General features: G+C 66.9%; 22 protein-coding genes, 1 tRNA gene and 1 pseudogene. 13 read left to right on the top strand and 11 right to left on the bottom strand.

Annotation, left to right across the window (positions count from 1 at the left end; genetic code table 11):
* Window positions 1-67: 67 nt before the first annotated feature.
* The gene (locus AU187_RS16680) at window positions 68-949 is read left to right on the top strand and encodes a cyclopropane mycolic acid synthase family methyltransferase (protein ID WP_172800285.1); all 882 of its coding nucleotides are present in this window, start codon (window positions 68-70) and stop codon (window positions 947-949) included.
* Here the strand turns inward: AU187_RS16680 and AU187_RS16675 are convergent.
* Window positions 943-2,193, bottom strand: a complete 1,251-nt coding sequence (locus AU187_RS16675) for a KasA/KasB family beta-ketoacyl-ACP synthase (RefSeq protein ID WP_059101209.1) — start codon at window positions 2,191-2,193, stop codon at window positions 943-945. The genes AU187_RS16680 and AU187_RS16675 overlap by 7 nt on opposite strands.
* A 90-nt stretch (window positions 2,194-2,283) precedes the next feature.
* Here AU187_RS16675 and AU187_RS16670 point away from each other — a divergent pair, with 90 nt between their 5' ends.
* Both AU187_RS16670 and AU187_RS16665 read left to right on the top strand, forming a co-directional pair.
* Window positions 2,284-2,670 carry a DUF2237 family protein gene (locus AU187_RS16670; protein WP_059101208.1) on the top strand — a complete coding sequence of 129 codons (387 nt, stop codon included), beginning with the start codon at window positions 2,284-2,286 and terminating at the stop codon, window positions 2,668-2,670.
* A 46-nt stretch (window positions 2,671-2,716) separates the two neighbouring features.
* Complete coding sequence (locus AU187_RS16665; RefSeq protein WP_059101207.1) at window positions 2,717-3,199, top strand: hypothetical protein; 483 nt, start codon at window positions 2,717-2,719, stop codon at window positions 3,197-3,199.
* 215 nt (window positions 3,200-3,414) lie between these two features.
* Here the strand turns inward: AU187_RS16665 and AU187_RS16660 are convergent, their stop codons facing one another.
* Window positions 3,415-4,269: a phytanoyl-CoA dioxygenase family protein gene (locus AU187_RS16660; RefSeq protein WP_059101206.1), complete on the bottom strand. Its 855-nt coding sequence runs from the start codon at window positions 4,267-4,269 to the stop codon at window positions 3,415-3,417.
* A gap of 303 nt (window positions 4,270-4,572) precedes the next feature.
* Between AU187_RS16660 and AU187_RS16655 the strand changes: the two genes are divergently transcribed.
* From AU187_RS16655 to AU187_RS16645, 4 genes and pseudogenes are all read left to right on the top strand, one after another.
* Window positions 4,573-4,920 carry a hypothetical protein gene (locus AU187_RS16655; protein ID WP_059101205.1) on the top strand — a complete coding sequence of 116 codons (348 nt, stop codon included), beginning with the start codon at window positions 4,573-4,575 and terminating at the stop codon, window positions 4,918-4,920.
* Window positions 4,917-5,378 (top strand): MerR family transcriptional regulator, encoded by a 462-nt coding sequence (locus tag AU187_RS16650; RefSeq protein ID WP_059101204.1) that lies wholly within the window; start codon window positions 4,917-4,919, stop codon window positions 5,376-5,378. Before AU187_RS16655 ends, AU187_RS16650 begins: the two co-directional genes overlap by 4 nt.
* Window positions 5,272-5,551: pseudogene (locus tag AU187_RS25995) on the top strand (YnfA family protein). Before AU187_RS16650 ends, AU187_RS25995 begins: the two are co-directional and overlap by 107 nt.
* Window positions 5,541-5,936 (top strand): SpoIIAA family protein, encoded by a 396-nt coding sequence (locus AU187_RS16645; protein WP_231740407.1) that lies wholly within the window; start codon window positions 5,541-5,543, stop codon window positions 5,934-5,936. Before AU187_RS25995 ends, AU187_RS16645 begins: the two are co-directional and overlap by 11 nt.
* A gap of 892 nt (window positions 5,937-6,828) precedes the next feature.
* Here the strand turns inward: AU187_RS16645 and AU187_RS16635 are convergent.
* Window positions 6,829-6,911, bottom strand: a tRNA-Tyr gene (locus AU187_RS16635).
* Between the two features lie 118 nt (window positions 6,912-7,029).
* On the opposite strand from AU187_RS16635, the gene AU187_RS16630 reads away from it, so the two are divergent.
* Complete coding sequence (locus AU187_RS16630) at window positions 7,030-7,521, top strand: YajQ family cyclic di-GMP-binding protein (protein ID WP_059101193.1); 492 nt, start codon at window positions 7,030-7,032, stop codon at window positions 7,519-7,521.
* Window positions 7,522-7,580: 59 nt separating this feature from the next.
* Entirely contained in the window at window positions 7,581-8,606 is a 1,026-nt protein-coding gene (locus tag AU187_RS16625) for an NAD(P)H-dependent glycerol-3-phosphate dehydrogenase (RefSeq protein WP_059101192.1), read from the top strand.
* Between the two features lie 4 nt (window positions 8,607-8,610).
* Here AU187_RS16625 and AU187_RS16620 read toward each other — a convergent pair whose 3' ends face one another.
* Window positions 8,611-9,186, bottom strand: coding sequence for a hypothetical protein (locus tag AU187_RS16620; RefSeq protein ID WP_059101484.1), 576 nt, complete (start codon window positions 9,184-9,186; stop codon window positions 8,611-8,613).
* Between the two features lie 140 nt (window positions 9,187-9,326).
* Between AU187_RS16620 and AU187_RS16615 the strand changes: the two genes are divergently transcribed.
* Window positions 9,327-10,499, top strand: a complete 1,173-nt coding sequence (locus AU187_RS16615) for a flavin-containing monooxygenase (protein WP_059101191.1) — start codon at window positions 9,327-9,329, stop codon at window positions 10,497-10,499.
* On the opposite strand, the gene AU187_RS16610 is transcribed toward AU187_RS16615, so the two are convergent.
* From AU187_RS16610 to grcC1, 3 genes are all read right to left on the bottom strand, one after another.
* Window positions 10,467-11,531 carry a helix-turn-helix transcriptional regulator gene (locus AU187_RS16610; protein ID WP_059101190.1) on the bottom strand — a complete coding sequence of 355 codons (1,065 nt, stop codon included), beginning with the start codon at window positions 11,529-11,531 and terminating at the stop codon, window positions 10,467-10,469. The genes AU187_RS16615 and AU187_RS16610 overlap by 33 nt on opposite strands.
* A gap of 132 nt (window positions 11,532-11,663) precedes the next feature.
* Entirely contained in the window at window positions 11,664-12,554 is an 891-nt protein-coding gene (gene htpX / locus AU187_RS16605) for a zinc metalloprotease HtpX (RefSeq protein ID WP_059101189.1), read from the bottom strand.
* A gap of 67 nt (window positions 12,555-12,621) precedes the next feature.
* Window positions 12,622-13,629 carry a nonaprenyl/(2E,6E)-farnesyl/geranylgeranyl diphosphat synthase gene (gene grcC1 / locus AU187_RS16600; protein WP_172800284.1) on the bottom strand — a complete coding sequence of 336 codons (1,008 nt, stop codon included), beginning with the start codon at window positions 13,627-13,629 and terminating at the stop codon, window positions 12,622-12,624.
* Window positions 13,630-13,650: 21 nt separating this feature from the next.
* On the opposite strand from grcC1, the gene menJ reads away from it, so the two are divergent.
* Complete coding sequence (menJ, locus tag AU187_RS16595; protein ID WP_059101187.1) at window positions 13,651-14,871, top strand: menaquinone reductase MenJ; 1,221 nt, start codon at window positions 13,651-13,653, stop codon at window positions 14,869-14,871.
* On the opposite strand, the gene AU187_RS16590 is transcribed toward menJ, so the two are convergent.
* A complete protein-coding gene (locus AU187_RS16590) occupies window positions 14,868-15,080 on the bottom strand; it encodes a hypothetical protein (protein ID WP_059101186.1) in 213 nt (70 codons plus the stop codon). The two genes, menJ and AU187_RS16590, sit on opposite strands and share 4 nt — an antisense overlap.
* A 20-nt stretch (window positions 15,081-15,100) precedes the next feature.
* Here AU187_RS16590 and AU187_RS16585 point away from each other — a divergent pair, with 20 nt between their 5' ends.
* Both AU187_RS16585 and AU187_RS16580 read left to right on the top strand, forming a co-directional pair.
* Window positions 15,101-15,541 (top strand): GAF domain-containing protein, encoded by a 441-nt coding sequence (locus AU187_RS16585; RefSeq protein WP_156425450.1) that lies wholly within the window; start codon window positions 15,101-15,103, stop codon window positions 15,539-15,541.
* A 107-nt stretch (window positions 15,542-15,648) separates the two neighbouring features.
* A complete protein-coding gene (locus AU187_RS16580) occupies window positions 15,649-15,891 on the top strand; it encodes a hypothetical protein (RefSeq protein ID WP_059101185.1) in 243 nt (80 codons plus the stop codon).
* Between the two features lie 12 nt (window positions 15,892-15,903).
* Here AU187_RS16580 and AU187_RS16575 read toward each other — a convergent pair whose 3' ends face one another.
* The 3 genes from AU187_RS16575 to AU187_RS16565 form a co-directional block, all read right to left on the bottom strand.
* Window positions 15,904-17,682 carry a hydroxysqualene dehydroxylase gene (locus tag AU187_RS16575; RefSeq protein ID WP_059101184.1) on the bottom strand — a complete coding sequence of 593 codons (1,779 nt, stop codon included), beginning with the start codon at window positions 17,680-17,682 and terminating at the stop codon, window positions 15,904-15,906.
* A 122-nt stretch (window positions 17,683-17,804) separates the two neighbouring features.
* Complete coding sequence (locus AU187_RS16570) at window positions 17,805-18,497, bottom strand: demethylmenaquinone methyltransferase (RefSeq protein ID WP_059101183.1); 693 nt, start codon at window positions 18,495-18,497, stop codon at window positions 17,805-17,807.
* A gap of 103 nt (window positions 18,498-18,600) precedes the next feature.
* Window positions 18,601-19,731, bottom strand: coding sequence for a glycosyltransferase family 4 protein (locus AU187_RS16565; protein ID WP_059101182.1), 1,131 nt, complete (start codon window positions 19,729-19,731; stop codon window positions 18,601-18,603).
* Window positions 19,732-19,770: the final 39 nt, after the last annotated feature.

The following is a 19,770-nucleotide window of genomic DNA, read 5'->3' as shown; positions in this document are numbered from 1 at the left end:
GATATATAAGTTGGTCGTTACGCGGTCGTCGGGGTCACGTAACACCCGCATAGGAGGCCAATCGAAGATGTCGGATAGTTCGGGGACGACGATGAAGGTGGCGTACGAGGACGTTCAAGCGCACTACGACATCTCGAACGATTTCTTCGGTCTCTTCCAGGATCCGACACGGACCTACAGCTGTGCGTTCTACGAGCGTGACGACATGACGCTCGAAGAGGCGCAGATCGCCAAGATCGATCGCGCGCTTCGCAAGCTCGACCTCCAGCCGGGGATGACGCTGCTCGACGTCGGCTGCGGCTGGGGCTCGGTGATGAAGCGCGCGATCGAGACCTACGACGTCAACGTCGTCGGGCTGACGCTCAGCCGCAATCAACGTGCGCTCGGCCAGCAGATCCTCGACGCGGTCGAGACGGACCGCTCGCGGCGGGTGCTGCTCAAGGGCTGGGAGGAATTCGACGAGCCGGTCGACCGCATCGTCTCCATCGAGGCGTTCGAGGCGTGGCCCAAGTCGAAGTACAAGGCGTTCTTCGACACGTGCTACCGGCTGATGCCCGCCGACGGCCGGATGGTGCTGCAGACGATCATGGGACACCCGCTCAAGCGCTGGCCCGAGATGGGGATCCCGATCGTGATGTCGGACTTGAAGTTCATGCGGTTCATCGCCAAGGAGATCTTCCCCGGCGGCGCGGTGCCGTGCGACGAGGACGTCTACGAGTACGCGGGCAACGCGGGTTTTTCCGTCGAGGAACTCGACACGATGACCCCGCACTACGTCCGCACGCTCGACACCTGGGCGGAGAAACTGGAGGCCGCCAAGGACCAGGCGATCGCGGTGACGTCGCAGGAGGTCTACGACCGGTACATGAAGTACCTCGTCGGGTGCTCGGACTTCTTCCAGCGCAACGTCAGCTACGTCGGGCAGTTCACGCTCACGAAGGCTCAGTAAGCGCCGAACGCAAGCGACACGTTGTCGCCGCCGAGTCCGAACGAGTTGCTGATCGCGTAGCGGTAGTCGCCGCTGCGGGCGTTGTCGGCGACAACATCAAGGTCGATCTCGGGGTCTGGTTCTTTCAGGTTGAGCGTGGGTGGGATGACCCCGTCGCGAAGCGCCTGGACCGTCAACACCGCCTCGATGGCGCCGGCGGAACCCAGAGAGTGCCCCAGGGCCGCCTTCGGTGCATAGACCGCCGGGGCGTGGTCACCGAACGCGTTACGGATGGCGCGGGCTTCGGCCAGGTCACCGAAAACGGTCCCGGTGGCGTGCGCGTTGATGTGGTCGATGTCCGTCGGTGTCAGTCCGGCCAACTCGATCGCCCGGGTGATCGCGTCACCGGCCCGCAGGCCGTCGGGGTCGGGCTTGACGATGTCGTAGCCGTCGGAGGTGATGCTTGCACCCATCAGCCGGGCCAGCGGTTGCGCCCCTCGCGCCTTGGCGTGCTGCTCGGTTTCGATGAGCATCAGCGCGCCGCCTTCGCCGAACACCATGCCGTCGCGGTGCTTGTCGAACGGGCGACAGGCGCCGGCCGGGTCGTCGTTACTGGTCGACAGCAGCTCTTGCATGCAGAACGCCGCGACCGGCACTGCCTCGATGTGGGTCTCGACGCCCCCGCAGATCACCATGTCGGCCTCACCGAGTACGAGCTGTCGCCACGCCAGGGCGATGGCCGCGGCACCCGAGGCGTCGGCCATCACCGGTGATATCACGCCCGCCTTCGCCTGTCGGTCCAATCCGACGGCGGCGGCCGCGCCGTTGGGCATGTACATCTGAATCGTCAGCGGAGAGACAGCGCGCAGGCCCTTCTGCCGCCACAGGTCGTGTTGGAGCGGAATCTCTTCCGTGCTGCCCAACGCCAGCCCGACCGACACCGACAACCGTCGGGTGTCGACCTCGGGCTCGCCCGCGGCCGCCCAGAGCCTGCGGCTCAGGACGGTGGACATCTTCTGCATGTACGACGTCCGGCGTCGCTCCACCCGCCCGAGCTGTTCGTCGAGATCCTCCAGGATGGCCCCGCCGATGCGCACGGGCGAGTCGAACTCCTCGATGAACCACTTGTCGAGGGGCCGGATGCCGCTTCGGCCCTCCTGGAGTTGCTGCCAGGTGTCCTCGGCGTCGGCCGCCAGCGAGGTGGTCGAGACGACAGCGGTCACCACGACGTCGGGGAATGCGTCGCCAGTCTTGAGCGCGGCCATGCCGGATGCTCCTCTGTCCGTTCACACGCCAGCTGAATATGTTGAGGTATCACTGAATACCTTAAGACCCCAGCGGAACTTGGACGACTTGTGGTTGAACTCAATGTGCTCGGCGAGCCGCTGCAGCCGTGCGGCACCGACCCGATGACCGGTTTCTACCGCGACGGCTGCTGCTCGACCGGTCCGGAGGACCTCGGCAGCCACACGATCTGCGCCGTGGTGACCGCCGACTTCCTGCGCCATCAACGCTCGATCGGCAACGACCTGTCCACACCGCGTCCGGAGTACCGCTTTCCCGGTCTGCAACCGGGCGACCGCTGGTGCGTCACCGCGGTGAACTGGTTGAAGGCCCATCAGGACGGCTTCGCCGCGCCGGTGGTGCTGGCGTCGACGCACGAGCGCACGCTCGAGGTGGTCCCGCTGGAGGCGCTGCGGGAGTACGCGGTCGACGTGCCCGACGACCTCGGGTCGTTGTAGCGCCGTTCCGGCGGCGGCCGCACGCGACCCGGAATACCGTGAGCGGATGGCAGAACAATCGCAGGCGGTGACGATCTCGCATCCGCCTGCCGCGGTGCTGCGGGCTGTCAATCCGGTGATCGGCCGGTTGTTGCGCAGTCCGCTGGCGGGGTCGTTACGCAAGCAGATGATGGTCGTCAACGTCACCGGGCGGAAGTCGGGTCGAAGGTACTCGATTCCGGTGAGCGCGCACCGGATCGACGGCGACCTTTACGCATTGACCAGCGCGCCGTGGAAGAACAACTTCCACGACGGGGCGATCGCCGATGTGCTGGTCGATGGCCGGATGACGACGATGCGCGGTGAGCTGATCACGGATCCTGGCGCCGTCGCCGACCTCTCGCACCGGTGCGCGCAGTCCTACGGCGCAAAGCGGGCGCAGACCATGATGGGGTTGAAGTTCCGCGACAACGGGATTCCGACCGTGGAGGAGTTCACCGAACTGGTGCGCCGGGAGCGCTACGTCGCGGTGCGGTTCGTGCCGGCCTGACGTCCTGGCGTCCCGGCGTCCTGGCGTGCTGGCCTTAGGGCGTCCTGGCGTCCTAGCGTCGAAATTGCACTGAGGGTCGTGAATAGCGGCGCGCAACAGCCCTACGCGCAATTTCGAGCCTAGGAGGCGGCAGGCGGGCGTCGGCTATCCAGTGCTTAACCACCAAATGGGTTGCGGCGCAAGGGTGATGCCGATTGTCGGGATGCCTCCCGCGGCTACGGCTGGTCGAGCAGACGCTGCGGGTGCAAGCCGTCGACGGCGCCGACGAACGGCGGATGGATGCTGTAGCCGATCATGCGGCGAATGTCGGCGGAGACCGTACGGGCGATGTCGCGAGGGACTGAAAGGGTGAAGGCCTCCATCGGTCGCAGCCATGGCTGGCAGTACTGGGCGGTGACGGCAAGCCGCGCTTGGGCGGTGGTGTTGGCGCCGCCGCCATGCCAGAGGGTGCCGACGAAGAGGACGCAGGAGCCGGCCGGCATGACGACGGGGAGCGCGGGGTCGTCTGGCCCGGGCCGACGCTTGCCCCAGCGGTTGCTGCCCGGGTAGAGCACCGTGGCGCCGTTGTCGGCGGTGAAGTCGTCGATCGCCCAGATCGTGGCGGCGGCCAAGGGCGGTCGCGGTCGCGGGATCGGGTAGAACCCGTCGTCGTGGTGAGCGAGCTGGGCCGACTCTCCGGGTTGAATGTTGATGGCCTGCAGTGCCGACAGCAGATAGTTGGCCATCAGGAGCCGGTCGAGGACCGCCAGCACCCGCGGATGATCGACCAGCCGGTCGCATGCCCGCGTCCTGCTCAGCACGCTGTAGACGCGTTGGGTGCGCCGTCCCTCGAACGAATTGCGGCCGGGATGTGCGAGGTACGGTCCGACGGCGTCGCGGATCTGCTGACACTCGTCGGCGCTGAGCAGGTTCTTCCAGATGACGTAGCCGTCGTTGTCGAGGGCCGCCATGTCGGCGTCGACGATCGCGGGGTCGACCGAGGCGCCGCTGCTGGGCGTCCACTTGTATCGGTGCGCCAAGTCGCCCCGGAGGTCCTCGAGCGTGGTGTCGGGCTCGTCGTCGATGCTCATCAGCCCCTCTTCCTGGCCGGCACACGTTCGACCGGCCTATACGGAACAGTGGACCTCGGTTGGCCGCTGGTCAAGCGTCCACCGTCTGGTGCGGTTAGGGCATCCGGGATGCCGCAATCGGCTGACTGTGTTGGCGTTGGCTGATCGGAGTGTGGGGTTCGGGGCGCAGTCGAGATCGACGGTCGGCTGTCGGATTTGCGGGACGGCGTCGCCAGGCGTTTGGTGTGTTCTCTCATGTCGTAAATTGCCTGGTGTGAGCTGAGGGTTGCATTCCGTACCTGGGTACGGATTTATCGTCGGTGTATGGCAATCGGTGAGACATCGGGCTGGGTCCCTGAGTCGTGCTCGTTACCGACGCTTGAGCGGCCGCTGCGGGTCGCGGAGTTCGACCGATTGTTCGGCGAATCGGTGCTGCAATCGACGCGGGTGAGTAGCACTCGGTTGGATCTAGTACTGGCCGCTGAATGTGAGCCCACAGCGCGTGATCTGGCCGCCAGAGAGCTCGGCTGCTGTTCCTTCTTCGGCTTCGAGTTCGACTGGACTGGTTCGGATCTGGTGATGCACATCGGAGTTCCGGACTCGCGGACCGAGGTGTTGGATGCACTGGAGGTGCGGATATGCGCCGTTACCGGGAGCGGTGAGTTGCGGTGAGCGAGGCGGGGTTGCGCAGTGGCCAAGTTGCTGCGGCCGCTGGGGTAAATGTCGAGACGCTGCGCTATTACGAGCGGCGCGGCCTGCTTCATGAGCCGCAGCGGAAATTGGGCGGGCACCGGTTATATCCGCCCGAAACGGTGACGACGACGAGGGTGATCAAAGCCGCACAGCGTCTGGGCTTCACCCTGGAAGAGGTCGGTGACCTGTTGGACGCGAGCCGGCTCGCTGGCCGCTCGGACATTGGGTTGAACGCCCGCGCTGGGATCAAGTTGGCCGAGGTCGACCAAAAGCTGGCCGAGCTGAACGCGGTGCGCGACACGCTGCGCGCGGCACTCGCTGCAGGGTGCGATGACCTTCTGGCTTGCGTCGAGAGCCCCTGTTGCCCTTTACCTTTCACCACAGACGATGATCAAGCCGAGGCGAGCGGGGATGTTGCGAACAGTGGGCACGTTTGAGCCTGATGCACATTTCGGCAGTGTCTTGGCCGCCTATGGTGGCGTGTTCATCGCCGGCTCGCTGGCATGGGGATGGCCCTGGATGGATTTGGGCCCGATCGTGAGATGTCGTCGGCGCCTTGGTGTGCCTGGCCGGTGTGGCGGTGATCATGAGTGCACCACGTGGGCACTGACTGGCTGGAAAGGCGCAGCGTGATCGAGTTCCTGCCCCAGCCTACGGGGGATGTTGTTGGTATAAGGGTTGGCGGAAAGTTGAGCCGACTCGACTACCGTGACGTGCTCGCACCGCGCATCGAGTCCTTGCTGGCGCGCTTCGACACGCTGAGAGTGCTGGTCTTCATGGACGAGTCCTTTGAGGGCTGGAGCGTCGCTGCGGCATGGGGCAACACGATTTTCGATCTCAAGCATCGCCAAGACTTCGACAAGATCGCGATAGTGGGCGCGCCGAGATGGGAGGCATGGTGCGTGAAAATTCCTGCGACGTTGCTGATGAAGGGCGACCTGCGAACCTTCCGTCGCGATCAACTCGACGATGCATGGGAATGGCTGCGTGCATGAGCGCAACGGGGCTACTGGCTACGTCACTGCGAGCAGCGCTTTGCCCGGCAGTACCGCATGACGTCGTCGTTCGGCCCTATGGTGGCCTGCCGCCGAATGCCGGGCTCGGTGGCGGCATCGCAGAATTCCGGCCGTCCAATGAATGACACCGATGCAGGGCGGGTACGCAAATGATCAGCGCGTTTGGGCTTGAGCAGGAATCGCCCCAGAGGCTGAATCGTATAGAGACGATATGTTGCCCGACTCCGGCGCTCTGAACAGTTCACCCCGATCGAGGAAGGATCATGGCTTTTCGATTGAACCCGGGTCGAGTCGTTCCCGCAGTCTTGTTCGTCGGTGTGCTCGCCGGTGCCCCCGCTGCCGTGGCGGGGCAACAGGGCCTCGCGACCATGCAGCCTGCCGCACAAAGTGATTGCCCGAACGCGCCGACACACGGTATCTGGTCCACCAACTGTCTGCCGAGTGTCGATGTCCCGCCCGAGCACGTCGACCTCCGTGGACCGAACCAGCTGCCGACGCTGGATGGAATTCCGTGTTCGCCCGGCGAGTGCATCGGCCGCGCTCAGACTCTGCCCTGACAGCGCGAGGATGCGTCACGCTGGCGAGCGGACGTCACCTGCTGGCATCTTGGCGACGCCACCGTGGAGATCCTCAACCTGCTCGCTGACCACTGCTGACTCGCCTTGGCGAGCCGACGACTCTCGACTCGCCGTGGCGAGCAACGCCCGACCCACCCAGACCGGCCGCGACGCCGTCGATCCTTCCTGCGGGCTTTCCCCGGACCCCACCAGGGACTACCAACCCCGAAACGTCCCCACCGGCCGCCCAAAGAAAAAGCCCGAACCCTAAAACGTGGGTTCGGACTATTCCGATGTCGTGAGACATCACAGAGTGGCAGGTGCAGGATTCGAACCTGCGTAGGCGTAAGCCGACGGATTTACAGTCCGCTCCCATTGGCCGCTCGGGCAACCTGCCTGGGTACTGCACCGCCGGGTGACCCGGCTTGGTGCGACTAGCAGGGTACAACGAGGATGGGCCCAAGACGAAAACGGCACCAGAGCATCAGCCGACCAATCAAGGAGGAACGGATCCAATGGCGGATTCATCGTTCGACGTCGTGAGCAAGGTCGACCGCCAGGAGGTGGACAACGCGCTGAATCAGGCCGCCAAGGAGCTGGCCACCCGCTACGACTTCCGCGGCACCGACACGTCCATCGAGTGGCAGGGCGAGGAGACGGTCGTCATCACCAGCCCCACCGAGGAGCGCGCCAAGGCGGCTGTCGACGTGTTCAAAGAAAAGCTCGTCCGCCGTGACATCTCGATGAAGGCGTTCGATGCCGGCGATCCGCAGGCGTCGGGCAAGACCTACAAGGTGAGCGGCCAAATCAAGCAGGGCATCACCAGTGAGCAGGCCAAGAAGATCACCAAGCTGATCCGCGACGACGGCCCCAAGGGCGTCAAGGCGCAGATCCAGGGCGACGAGATTCGCGTCAGCTCGAAGAAGCGCGACGATCTGCAGGCCGTCATCGGGCTGCTCAAGGGCGCGGACCTCGACGTCGCGCTGCAGTTCGTCAACTACCGCTAGACGCCGCCGCGTTCGCAAATACGCCCTCGCCGCCGGACGACGGTCATACCCTGATCGGCATGGCACCTGCGAAACGTGATCCCAAAGTCGTCGTCCTCGGTGGAGGCTCCTGGGGCACCACCGTGGCGTCCATCTGTGCGCGCCGCGGGCCGACGCTGCAGTGGGTGCGTTCCGCGGAGACCGCCGAGGACATCAACGACAACCACCGCAACACGAAGTATCTCGGCAACGAGGTCGAGCTTCCGCAGAGCCTGAAGGCGACGACCGACTTCACCGAGGCGGCGACGGCCGCCGACGTCATCGTCATGGGCGTGCCGTCGCACGGCTTCCGCGGCGTGCTCACCGAACTGGCCAAGGAGTTGCGGCCGTGGGTGCCGGTGGTGTCGCTGGTGAAGGGTCTGGAGCAAGGCACCAACTACCGGATGAGCCAGATCGTCGCCGAGGTGCTGCCCGGACATCCGGCCGGGATCCTGGCCGGGCCGAACATCGCGCGCGAGGTGGCCGAGGGGTACGCCGCCGCCGCGGTGCTCGCCATGCCCGACCCGCAACTAGCCGCGAATCTGGCGAACCTGTTCCGCACCAAGCGGTTTCGCACCTACACCACCGACGACGTGGTCGGCGTCGAGATGGCCGGGGCGTTGAAGAACGTCTACGCCATCGCGGTCGGCATGGGCTATTCGCTCGGCATCGGGGAGAACACGCGGGCGATGGTGATGGCCCGCGCGGTCCGCGAAATGTCCAAGCTCGGCGAGGCGACGGGTGGCCATCGCGACACGTTCGCCGGCCTGGCGGGGATGGGCGATCTGATCGTCACGTGCACCAGCCAGCGCAGCCGCAACCGCCACGTCGGCGAGCAGTTGGGGGCCGGCAAACCCATTGACGAGATCATCGCGTCGATGAACCAGGTGGCCGAGGGCGTCAAGGCCGCCAGCGTGATTATGGAATTCGCTGACCAGTACGGGATTTCGATGCCCATCGCGCGCGAGGTCGACGCGGTGGTCAATCACGGCGCCAGCGTCGAGGACGCCTACCGCGGCCTGATGGTCGAGAAACCCGGCCACGAGGTGCACGGCGCCGGCTTCTAGCGCCCTAGTTGAAGAATGGGTTCGTGCCCTCGGGCCGATCCAGCAGCGGGTCCTTGCCGCCGTTGATGATGTGGCTGCCCGCAGGCGTGAGCACGAAACCGGACTGATTGCGGCTGTCCGAACACGTCGTCACGCCGCCTTCGCTGCCGCAGCTGACGGTCTGATAGCTGATCCGCGAGCCGGCTGGAAGTGGCTTGACCTCACCGACACTCGCGAACACGTCGGCCGTCGTCGCGGAGAACTGCGGCACGCCCGGGCCGCCGCTGACGAAGTTCGCGCCGTTCGGTGCGGCCGGAATCGCGCCGCTGCAGCCATAGCCGCCGTTGCGTTGCAGCACGCACGTCAACCCGTCGGGCGTCCGAAACGCGTACCAGTGGCCGTCCATCACCGCGTACTCGGACAGCTTCACCGGCGCCAGCGAGTTGACGTTCGGCGGTGGCGGGGCCGGCGCCGGTTCCGGCGGCTGCGCCGCCGCGATACCCGGCACACCGATCAGGGCCGTCGCGGACCCCACGACACCGATCAACACCCTGTTCAGCACGGTCCACACCCTAAGGGGTGCGGCCGGGACTCGCAGCATACGGAACACATCGGCGCCGAACACCGCATCGTTACCCACCTCGATGGCATACGAGCGAAAACCCCCCATCTGCGGGGTTGTGGCAGCCGTGACTTGGGCCGACGCTGGACTGCGGGCGAGGGCTCACTCAGGGAGGGGTCATGGCAACCGACAACAGCGTGCTGGTCGTCGGCAGCGGTCCGGCCGGGTTGTCGTGCGCCGGCGAACTGCGTGCGCGCGGGGTGGACGCGACCGTCGTCGAACGCGGCACGCAGATCGGCGCCGCCTGGGCACATCGGTACGACGCCCTGCGGTTCAACACCTGCCGCCGCAATTCGGCCCTGCCCGGCGCGTCTTTCCCCCGTCATTTCGGGCAATTTCCGACCCGCGACCAGTACGTCGACTACCTGCAGACGTATGCCGCGCGACGGCAGGTTCGGGTCCAGTTGGGCATCGACGTGCGCCGGCTCGACCCGGCTCCCGGCGGTGGCTGGGACGTCGCCACCAACCGAGGCGCTCAGCGGGTCCGCCAGGTCGTGGTCGCGACCGGCATCTTCAACCGGCCCTTACTTCCGGACTGGGCAGAAGGCCATGACTTCACCGGTCGTGTGGTGCATGCCGCGCAGTATCGCAACGCCAGCGCGTTCGCGGGGCAACGTGTGCTGGTCGCCGGCGCCGGCTCTACCGGGCTCGAGATCGCCTACGAGCTGAGCCGCTCCGGTTGTCCGGAGGTGACGCTGGCCGTCCGCACCCCGCCGAACATCCTCCTGCGCGAGGTCGGTGGCTTGCCCGCCGACCTGCCGCTGCCGCTGTTTCTGCGGCTGCCCACCGGGCTCGTCGACAAAATGCTGCAAGCCATGCAACGCCGGGTGATCGGCGATCTGAGCGGCTTCGGCCTCGCCGCGCCTCGGGAGGGGCCGATCGCCGGGCTCAAGCGCCGCGGCGCCGGCACGGCGATCGTCGACCGAGAAGTGATCGACGCGATCCGGGACCGCTCGCTGCGTGTGGTGCCGGCCGTCGACCGGCTGGAACACCGTGGGGCGGTGCTCGTCGACGGTACCGAGGTGCAGGTGGACAGCATCATCGCGGCGACCGGATACCGGACCGGGCTGGACGCCATGGTCGGCCATCTCGACGTCCTCGACCAGCGCGGCATGCCGCGCGAGGGCCGCGGCGGGGAGGTCTTGCCGGGTTTGCGCTTCGTCGGTTACGTGTACCGGCCCGGCCTGACGAAGTTCGTCGGCGGGCTGGCCCGCCGGGTGGCCGACGACATCGCCGGGCAGTTGTCGGCTTCGAAGCCGCTAATGCCGGACGACGAGGTCCTGCGACAGTAGCGCGGCGAGCTCCGGGCGACTGTTCACGCCGAGCTTGGTGAAGATCGCCTTGATGTGGCCCCGCAACGTCTCGGAGGTGATCCACAGCCGAGCGGCGATGTCCCTGGTGGACATGCCGGTCAGCAACAGCTGCGTGATCTCCTTTTCGCGACGGGTCAGTTGGTGTAGGTGAACAAGTACGGGCGCGATGTCTGAACGACGGGCCTGCTCCAAAACCACTGCAGTACGGCCTGTTTCGGATCCGCCACGATCGAGACGGATGCCCCGCACCACCAGCCAGTCGCCGCTGCGGCTGCGGGTGCGCGCCATCGCGGGCTCGCCGACACCGTGCTCGGCGAGGGCACGGGCTTGGTGTGCCACCTCGTGCAGCACGATCGCGGTCTCGAGCCGCTCGTCGTCGACGGGGCCGAGCCACTCGGTGACCTGAGGAGTCATCGACTCGACGGTGCCGTCATCGGCGAGTATCAGCAACGCAGCCGGCCCTGGGCTGGTCGGGCCGGGCTGGCCTGCCAGCTGTAAGCAGGCGCGAATCGCGTTGCCCACGTGCGGGCAGAGCCTGGCCATGGCCGCGACCTCGTCGTCGGTGAAGAAGGGATCGGCGGCGCGGCGCGTCAGGCAGAAATGCCCCCACGTCGCCGCACCGGAGCTGAACACGCCCCGCATCTCGTCGCCGTATCCGTTGGGCCGGTACACCTTCGACCAGCGGGCGCTGCGGCTGAGGTCTCCGCCGGTGGCTGCGCTCAGAGATGCCGCCGGAACCTCGCGACGGGCCAGGTCGACGAACTTGTTGACGTCGTCTGTCGTGAGCTCACATTCGATCAATGCGAGATGTTGTGCGCGCGAAACGTTTTCGGCGTGCACGCCGGTGAGGAGCAGCGTGTCGGGGTCGGTGAGCAGCCATCCCGCTGCCTCATAGGCGATGTCTTTTCGCACCTCCGCGGCAACCGCCGCGAGCAGCTCGATCGGGTCGCGGCCACGCGCGCAGATGCGGGTGACTCGTTCTTCCAGCCGGCCCAGCCGGCACCCTGGCATCGCGGCCCACCACCCTTTCCGTGCGTTCGACGCAGCGCGTCCTTGACCGGTCCGCTTTCCGTTCTACTCCGCTCGTGCGATTTCGGTGCCCAAAGGTGCGCTGAGCGCAACTGGCGACACCGAAGTCGTGTGTCAGTAGTAGCCCGGGCCTTCCCGATGTCCAGGGCCCGCCATCGCCTCCAGTCGCGCGATCCGGTCGGTGATCGGCGGGTGCGTGGAGAACAACTTGCCGATGCGCTCGCCCGCGCGGAACGGGTTGGCGATCATCAGGTGCGCCTGATCGGCCAGCTTGGGGTCCGGCGGCAGCGGCGCCTGCTCGACGCCGACGCTGATCTTGCGCAGCGCGCTGGCCAACGCCAACGGATCGCCCGTCAACTCCGCGCCCGACTGATCGGCCTGGTACTCGCGCGACCGCGACACGGCCAGCCGGATCACCGTCGCCGCGATCGGTCCCAACAGCGAAACCAGAAGGATTGCAAAGGGATTCGTGCCGCCCTCGCGGTTCCCGCCGAACATGCTGGCGAAGAACGCCAGGTTGGCCAGCGCGGTGATCACCGACGCCATCGCGCCCGCCACGCAGGAAATCAGGATGTCGCGGTTGTACACATGGCTCAGCTCGTGGCCGAGCACGGCGCGCAGCTCGCGCTCGTTGAGCAGCTGCAGGATCCCCGTCGTACAGCACACTGCGGCGTTGCGCGGGTTGCGGCCCGTCGCAAACGCGTTCGGCGCGGCGGTGTCGCTGATGTAGAGCCGCGGCATCGGCTGTCGGGCAGTGGTGGCCAATTCGCGCACGATGCGGTACATCACCGGCGCCTGCATCTCGTTGACCGGCTGGGCGTGCATCGCCCGCAGCGCCAGCTTGTCACTGTTGAAGTAGACGTACACGTTCATGCCGACGGCGAACAGCACGGCCAGGAACATGATGTTGCGGCCGAACATCGCACCGACGCCGACGATCAGGCCAGAGAACAGCACCAACAGTGCGAACGTCTTGGCCGTGTTGCCGTGCGGATGCCAGGTCATCAGGGCGCCCTCCTACGAACGTGTCCGCTGATCCAACGCTCAGCCGGGCTGCGCGAGTTCCGCCCCGTCAGCCGTGCCGGTTCACGGTGTAGTCGACCAGCAGCGCAAGGGCGTGCCGGCCCGGACTCTCGGGCAGGTTGGCGAGCTCCTCGCGGGCCTGCACGGCATACTGCGCGACGGTTCGCTTGGCCTTCACCATCCCGGGCGAGCGGCGCAGCAGCTGCAGCGCCTCGGCGACGTCGTCGTCGTCCTGCACCGGCCCGGCCAGCAGCTCTCGCAACCGGTCGCCGTCGGGGCCCGCCTCGCGCAACGCGTAGAGCACCGGCAGGGTGTGCACGCCCTCGCGCAGATCTGTGCCGGGCACCTTGCCGGATTCGTCCGGATCGCTGTCGATGTCGATGATGTCGTCGGAGATCTGGAATGCGGTGCCGACGATGCCGCCGAGGCGGCTCAACCGTTCGATCTGCTCCTCGTCGGCGCCGGAGAACGTCGCACCGAACCGGCCGGACGCCGCGATCAGGCATGCGGTCTTCTCGTAGACGACCTTGAGGTAGTGCTCGACGGAGTCGACGTGCTCAGCGGCGCCGCGGGTCTCGCGCATCTGGCCGGTCACCAACTGGGCGAAGGTGTCGGCGATGATGCGCACCGCCTCGGGCCCGAGCCGGCTGACGAGGCGTGACGCCGTGGCGAACAGATAGTCGCCCGCCAGGATCGCGATGTTGTTGCCCCAGCGGGCGTTGGCGCTGTCGGCGCCGCGGCGGACCTCGGCCTCGTCCATCACGTCGTCGTGGTACAGCGTCGCCAGATGTACCAGCTCGATGACCGCGCCGGCGACGGTGACCTGCCACGCGTCGGGCTCGGGGCCCAGCTGGGCCGACAGCACGGTGAACAGCGGACGGAACCGCTTGCCACCCGCCTGGAACAGGTGCTGGACCGCGTCGGCCATCAGCTCGTCGGCTTTGCCCAGCTCAGTGGCCATCAGGTCCTCGATGCGGGCCACGCCGTCCCGGACATCCTGCGCAAAGGCGGGATCCCCGAAGTCGACCCCCGCCACCACGGTCGCTGGTGTCCTCACCCTGCCAACATACTGGGAACTATGGATACGCGAGCGGACGTGGTTGTCGTGGGGGCCGGCCCCGCCGGTTCTGCTGCCGCGGCATGGGCGTGTCGGGCCGGCCGCGATGTGCTCGTCATCGACTCCGCGCAGTTTCCGCGCGACAAGGCCTGCGGCGACGGGCTCACCCCGCGCGCGGTGCTGGAGATGCAGCGGCTGGGCCTGGGTTCGTGGCTGGCCGGGCGGGTACAGCACCGGGGCTTGCGGATGTCGGGGTTCGGCGCCGACGTCGAAGTCGAGTGGCCGGGTCCGTCGTTCCCGGCGACGTCGAGCGCCGTGCCGCGGACCGAACTCGACGACCGGATCCGCATGGTGGCCTCCGACGACGGTGCGAAAATGATGCTCGGCGTGAAAGCCGTTGATGTGCGCCATGATTCGTCTGGCCGCGCGGAGGCGGTGGTGCTCGACTCGGGCGCCGAGATCGGCTGCGGCGAGCTGATCGTCGCCGACGGCGCACGTTCGACGCTGGGGCGCGTGTTGGGCCGCGAGTGGCATCAGGAGACGGTCTACGGCGTGGCGGTCCGCGGGTACATCGCCACGCCGCGGGCAAGCGAGCCGTGGATCACGTCGCACCTGGAACTGCGCTCGCCGGAGGGCAAGGTGCTGCCCGGGTACGGCTGGATCTTCCCGCTCGGCAACGGCGAGGTGAACATCGGCGTCGGGGCGCTCGCCACCGCGAAGCGCCCGGCCGACGCGGCGCTGCGGCCGCTGATGTCGTACTACACGAAGCTGCGCCGCGAAGAGTGGGGCTTCGACGGGGAACCGCGCGCCGGGCTCTCGGCGCTGCTGCCGATGGGCGGAGCGGTGTCGGGCGTCGCCGGGCCGAACTGGATGCTGATCGGCGACGCCGCCGCATGCGTCAACCCGTTGAACGGCGAGGGCATCGACTACGGGCTCGAGACCGGCCGGCTGGCGGCCGAACTGCTGGGCACCGGCGATCTGACCGCGGCGTGGCCGGCGGTGCTCTCGGCCCACTACGCACGGGGGTTCTCCGTGGCGCGCAGGTTGGCCCTGTTGCTGACGTTTCCGCGGTTCCTGCCGTCGACGGGACCTCTCGCCATGCGGTCAGCGGCGCTGATGACCATCGCGGTCCGGGTGATGGGCAATTTCGTCACCGACGAGGACGAGGACTGGACCGCCCGGGTGTGGCGCGGCGCCGGTCTGCTGTCGCGGCGCATCGACGACCGCGCGCCGTTCAGTTAGTTGTCAGGTTCCTTGCGAGAAGTGGTGGAGGCCGTGAGACCCAAAGCGATGAGCACGTCGGCGGCGGTGATGAACAGACCGAACCAGTACGCCCACCTCACCGTGGGGTCCGGCTGCGATGCGAAGTACATGATCAAGAAGATCGGCCCGACGACGCCGAAGACGAACATCATCGCCTGAAACATCAGGTAACGCTTGAACGTCTCCATCGCGGGGCAGAATATCCCGGGTGGCTCAGGTGTACCGGGCTCCGATGCGGACCCGCCGCGACGACATCGATCCGCAGGGGGCGATCGACCGCGCCCTCGCAATGGGTCTCGTCGGATTCGGCGACGCGGGGTTCGGTGACCGGTTGGCTCGTCGAATCGCCCGGGTCGCGGACATCCACGACGGGTCGTTCGTCTGGACCCGCGACGCGGACGGGCTGTTCTGGCTGGGCCGCATCGACGGCCCGTATCGTCGCGACGACCACGCGGATGCCGTCGCCGTGGACCTCGTACACGTGCGGCCGTGCCGCTGGCTTGTCGAACCGGTAGGCGAATCCGGCGTTCCCGCAGCCGTTCTCGCGACGTTCGGCCGAGGCGGACGCAACTTCCAGCAGACCCACAGTCCGGACGTCGGCCCGCAGACGGAACGCATCTGGCACAGCCGCGTCGGGCGAAAGTTGTAGAGCTCGACTAAATGTAAGTCAAGCTAGCGGAGCTGTTCACCGACAAGTCTCGGGATTACCCTGGCACACAGAGGCGTTCAAACTAGGCATCGGCGGAAGGAACCTCGATGCTCGGTCTGACAGTTCGATACATACTTTCCGCGATCGCCGTCGCGGCAGCGGCTTTGGGCTTCGCGGCCACCGCACCTGCCACGCCGCAGGGGCCGTGTGCGGACGTGCCTTTTGTCGGTGTGTGTACGCCGTGGCGCGAGGCACCACGCGGTGCGTCCGCGAATTCGCGGTTCGATCCGACACTGCCGATCGTCAAGAGCGACCCAGGCAATCCGCAACAGCCCGCCGACTTCGGCTAGCAGGTAGGTTCCTCATCGGCTGGGCCAGCGCGTGTCGACGATGTCGAGAAAATGCGGCAGGCCAGCGCGGTAGCGGGCGCGATCGGCGTTCTTGAACGGCACCCACCACGGCGCCTGGAACAACTCGACGATCTTCACCATGTCGCCGTTGTAACCCGAGGCCTGCAGCACGCCGTTGGCGGCATAGCGGCCGCCCTCGTTGGCACCTTCCATGGTGGTGACGTTCTGGTCGGTCTTGATCCACTCGCCGGCGAGAAAGAGATTGTCGATGCCGGTGACCGCGGTAGGACGACGGTTCCATGACCCGGGGTCCTGGATGAACAGCGGTTCGTCGTTGCGCACATCGGGCGTACCCGAGTCGATGATCGCGGGGTCGAGGAACCAGGAGTGCACCATGTCGTCGTCGACGACCTTGTCGGTGTCGTTGAGATGGGCCTTGATCTGTGCCCAGGCCTCCTTGGCGATCTCTTGTGGGGTGCAGTCGCGGGCGCTTCTGCGGTTGAAGTTGCCCGGTGTGCTCCAGTCCGAAATGATCGCCGAGAGACACTCTTTGACCGTGCCGTCGCCGTACGTCGTCAGGCTCTTCTTCCAGAACTGCTCTTCGCTGATCGACGTGATCGCCCAGCCGGAGTCGACGTAGTTGACGTGTCCCTTCGTCACGTCGACGCGCTCCTTGAGGTAGAACATCAGCCCGTTCATCCACTCGGTGCGCAGCAGCGCGATGTTGGCCAGTTGCGGGTCGGCCTCGAGTAGGTCCGGCGTCAGCACCGCGGCCAGTTTCTCGCATGGGATTGCCGAGACGTACCAGTCGGCGGTGACCTGTTGCGGTACCCCGCTGTCGCTGACCACGGTCGCCGCCTGAATGTGCTTGCCGTCGGCGGTGAGCCGCGCGAGTGCCTGGCCGATGCGGAACGTCACGCCCTGCTCGCGTAGGTACTCCACCCAGGGGTCGAGCCACTGCGAGCTCGTCGGGCCGTTGAGCACCCGGTCGAATCCCTTGTTGTCGGAGTCGTTTCCGAACAACAGGATCGACCAGACCGATGCCTCACCGACCAAACCGATCGAATGTGCGCTGGCGTCTTTGGATTTCGATGCCGCGAGGTTGCGAATGATGCCGTCGGCGAGATAGCGGTTGTATTCGGCGGACTTCTTGTTCGCGCCGATGTAGTCCTCCCACGTCATGTGCTCCCACTGGCCGAGTTTGCGTTCGGTGCTGCTGGTGACGTAGACGGCGAGTTTCTGTGCGGCGTAGATGGCTTCCCATGGCGGCAACCGGAACAGCGTTTCGAAGACGGTGGCCACCGAGTCGATGAACGCCTTCGGCGTGATCGGATTCGGGATCATGGGCAATGGGAACGGCAGCGGGATCGTCAGATCGTGACGCCCGAGCCCGGAATGCAGATACGACGTCGCCCGGGTCAGGTTGTCCCAGGCGCCATTGGCGTTGCCAGGAAACGGAACCCGACGCATCGTGTCGGTGACGTTGCGATAGAAGCCGGGGAAGAACCGGAAACCGTGCTCGGCGGGCAGCGGTGTCGAGCCGGAGTTCGGCACCGGAATGGACCTGGCCTTACCGCCGAGCGCCTTGCGCTCATACACCGTGACGCTGTAGCCGCGCTCGACGAGTTCGTGTGCGGCAGTCAGTCCCGCGATCCCGGCGCCGAAGACCGCGACCGACTTGCCGGGCGCCGCGCGGGCGGTCGGCGGTATCGCCATCAGAGCCGCCGCGGTGGCCGTGCCCATCACGAACGTCCGGCGCGACAACCGTCGCGATTCGCCGCCACCCGACATCCCGCCACCGCCTTGTTCGCGGACCCCGTCGAAGCAATAAGTTAACGGCGATTCTCACGACTGCGTTGTACGACACGCCGGGTGACACCGGTTTCAGCGGGACGAAGTTGTCGGTTGAGTCGTCAGTTCAGCGGCTTGGTGGCCGCGTGCAACGCGACGATGCCGCCGGTCAGGTTGCGCCAGCGCACCCCCGACCAGCCGGCACCGGAGATCTGACGCGCCAGCTGCGCCTGGTCGGGCCAGGCACGAATCGACTCGGCGAGGTAGACGTAGGCCTCCGGATTCGACGACACCGCCCGGGCGATCCGCGGCAGCGCCTGCATGAGGTACTCCTTGTACGCCGTCGCGAACACGCGGTTCGTCGGCGTGGAGAACTCGCACACCACCAGCCGGCCGCCGGGGCGGGTGACACGCGCCATCTCGCGAAGACCCGCGGTGTGGTCGACGACGTTGCGCAGCCCGAAACTGATCGTCACCGCGTCGAAAACGCCGTCCGCGAACGGCAGTCGCGTCGCGTCGCCTGCCACCTTCGGCACGTCGCGGGCGCTCCCTGCGGACAGCATGCCGACGGAGAAGTCCGCCGCCACGCACCACGCGCCTGAGGCGGCCAATTCGACCGTCGACACCGCGGTCCCTGCCGCGAGGTCGAGCACCTTGTCCCCCGGCCCGATGCGCAGCGCCTCGCGCGTCGCCCGCCGCCAGAACCGGTCCTGGCCCAGCGACATCACGGTATTGGTCAGGTCGTAGCGCCGGGCCACCGCGTCGAACATCGACGCCACATCGTGTGGGTCCTTCGCCAAGGTTGCGCGGCTCATGCCGTTTACCGTAGCCGTGGCTGTTCCCTCTCCGCGAGCGACCGCGTTTGCACGCCAATGTGCGGCGTGTCGGTGGACAGACACGGTCGCTCGCGGAAGGGGGTCAGGCGGCGACGTGCCGGCGGCGCCGGCCGATCACGTCCTCGTAGTGGCCGAGGAGTTCGTCGCAGATCGTCGGCCACGTCCGGTTGAGCACGCTGCGGCGCGCGGCCGTCGAATACCGTTGCCGCTCAGAGATCAGATGATCGACGGACTGCGGCAGCCGCGCCTCGAACTCGTCGACTGCCAGCAGCAGGCCGGTGCGGTAGGGGGCGACGAGGTCGCGGGGGCCGCCGGCATCCGGCGCGATCACCGGCAGGCCCGACGCCATCGCCTCCTGCACGGCCTGACAGAAGGTCTCGTGTTCTCCCGGATGCACGAACACGTCCATGCTGGCATACGCGCTCGCCAGTTCCCGGCCGTACAGCGCACCGGTGAAAACGGCTGCCGGCATGAGGTTTTGGAGCTTGGCCCGGTCAACGCCGTCGCCGACGATCACCAGTTGCAGGTCGTCGCGCGTCGCCAGACCCGCCAGCCGCTCGACATGCTTCTCCGGAGCCAGCCTGCCGACAAAGCCGACGACCGGCTTGCCGTCGGGCGACCATTGCCGCCGTAGGCCGTCATCGCGGGCCGAGGGCGCGAAGCCGGTGATGTCGACACCGCGAGCCCACTTATGGACCCGCGGAACACGGTGGGCCATCAGGTTTTCCATCGCGGCCGTCGACGGCGCCAGGGTGCGGTCGGCGCGGCTGTGCAGATGGCGTGTCCATGCCCATGCGGCGCGCGCGGTGAAGCCGACGCCATAGCTCTCGGCGAAACCCGCGACGTCGGTCTGGAATACGGCGACGGTCGGGACACCGAGGCGGCGCGCGGCGTGCAAACCGCCGTAGCCGAGCAACGCCGGCGACGCCAGATGCACCACGTCGGGGTCGAATCCCCTTAGCACGCCGAGCATCCGGGGCCGCGGCACGCCGAGGGGCAACGATGTGATCTTGGGGAACATCCGCGCCGGCACCCGATGTACGCGGACGCCGTCGTGCACGCGGTCGGCGGGCGGTTCACCGCGGGGGGTGTCGGGAGCGATGACGAGGGCTTCGTGTCCGGTGCGGCGGAGATGCTCGATCACGCGAAGCACCGAGTTGGTGACGCCGTTGACATTCGGGAGGAACGACTCTGCGACGATTGCAACGCGCACGCCCGAATACTCTCAGCGAAGCGTGTCGCGAAGGTTGCC

Origin of the sequence: Mycobacterium sp. IS-1556, assembly GCF_001499985.1 — a bacterium.
GTDB lineage: Bacteria > Actinomycetota > Actinomycetes > Mycobacteriales > Mycobacteriaceae > Mycobacterium.
Note: the sequence above shows the minus strand (reverse complement) of the source record. Positions and strands in the feature narration are given on the sequence as shown.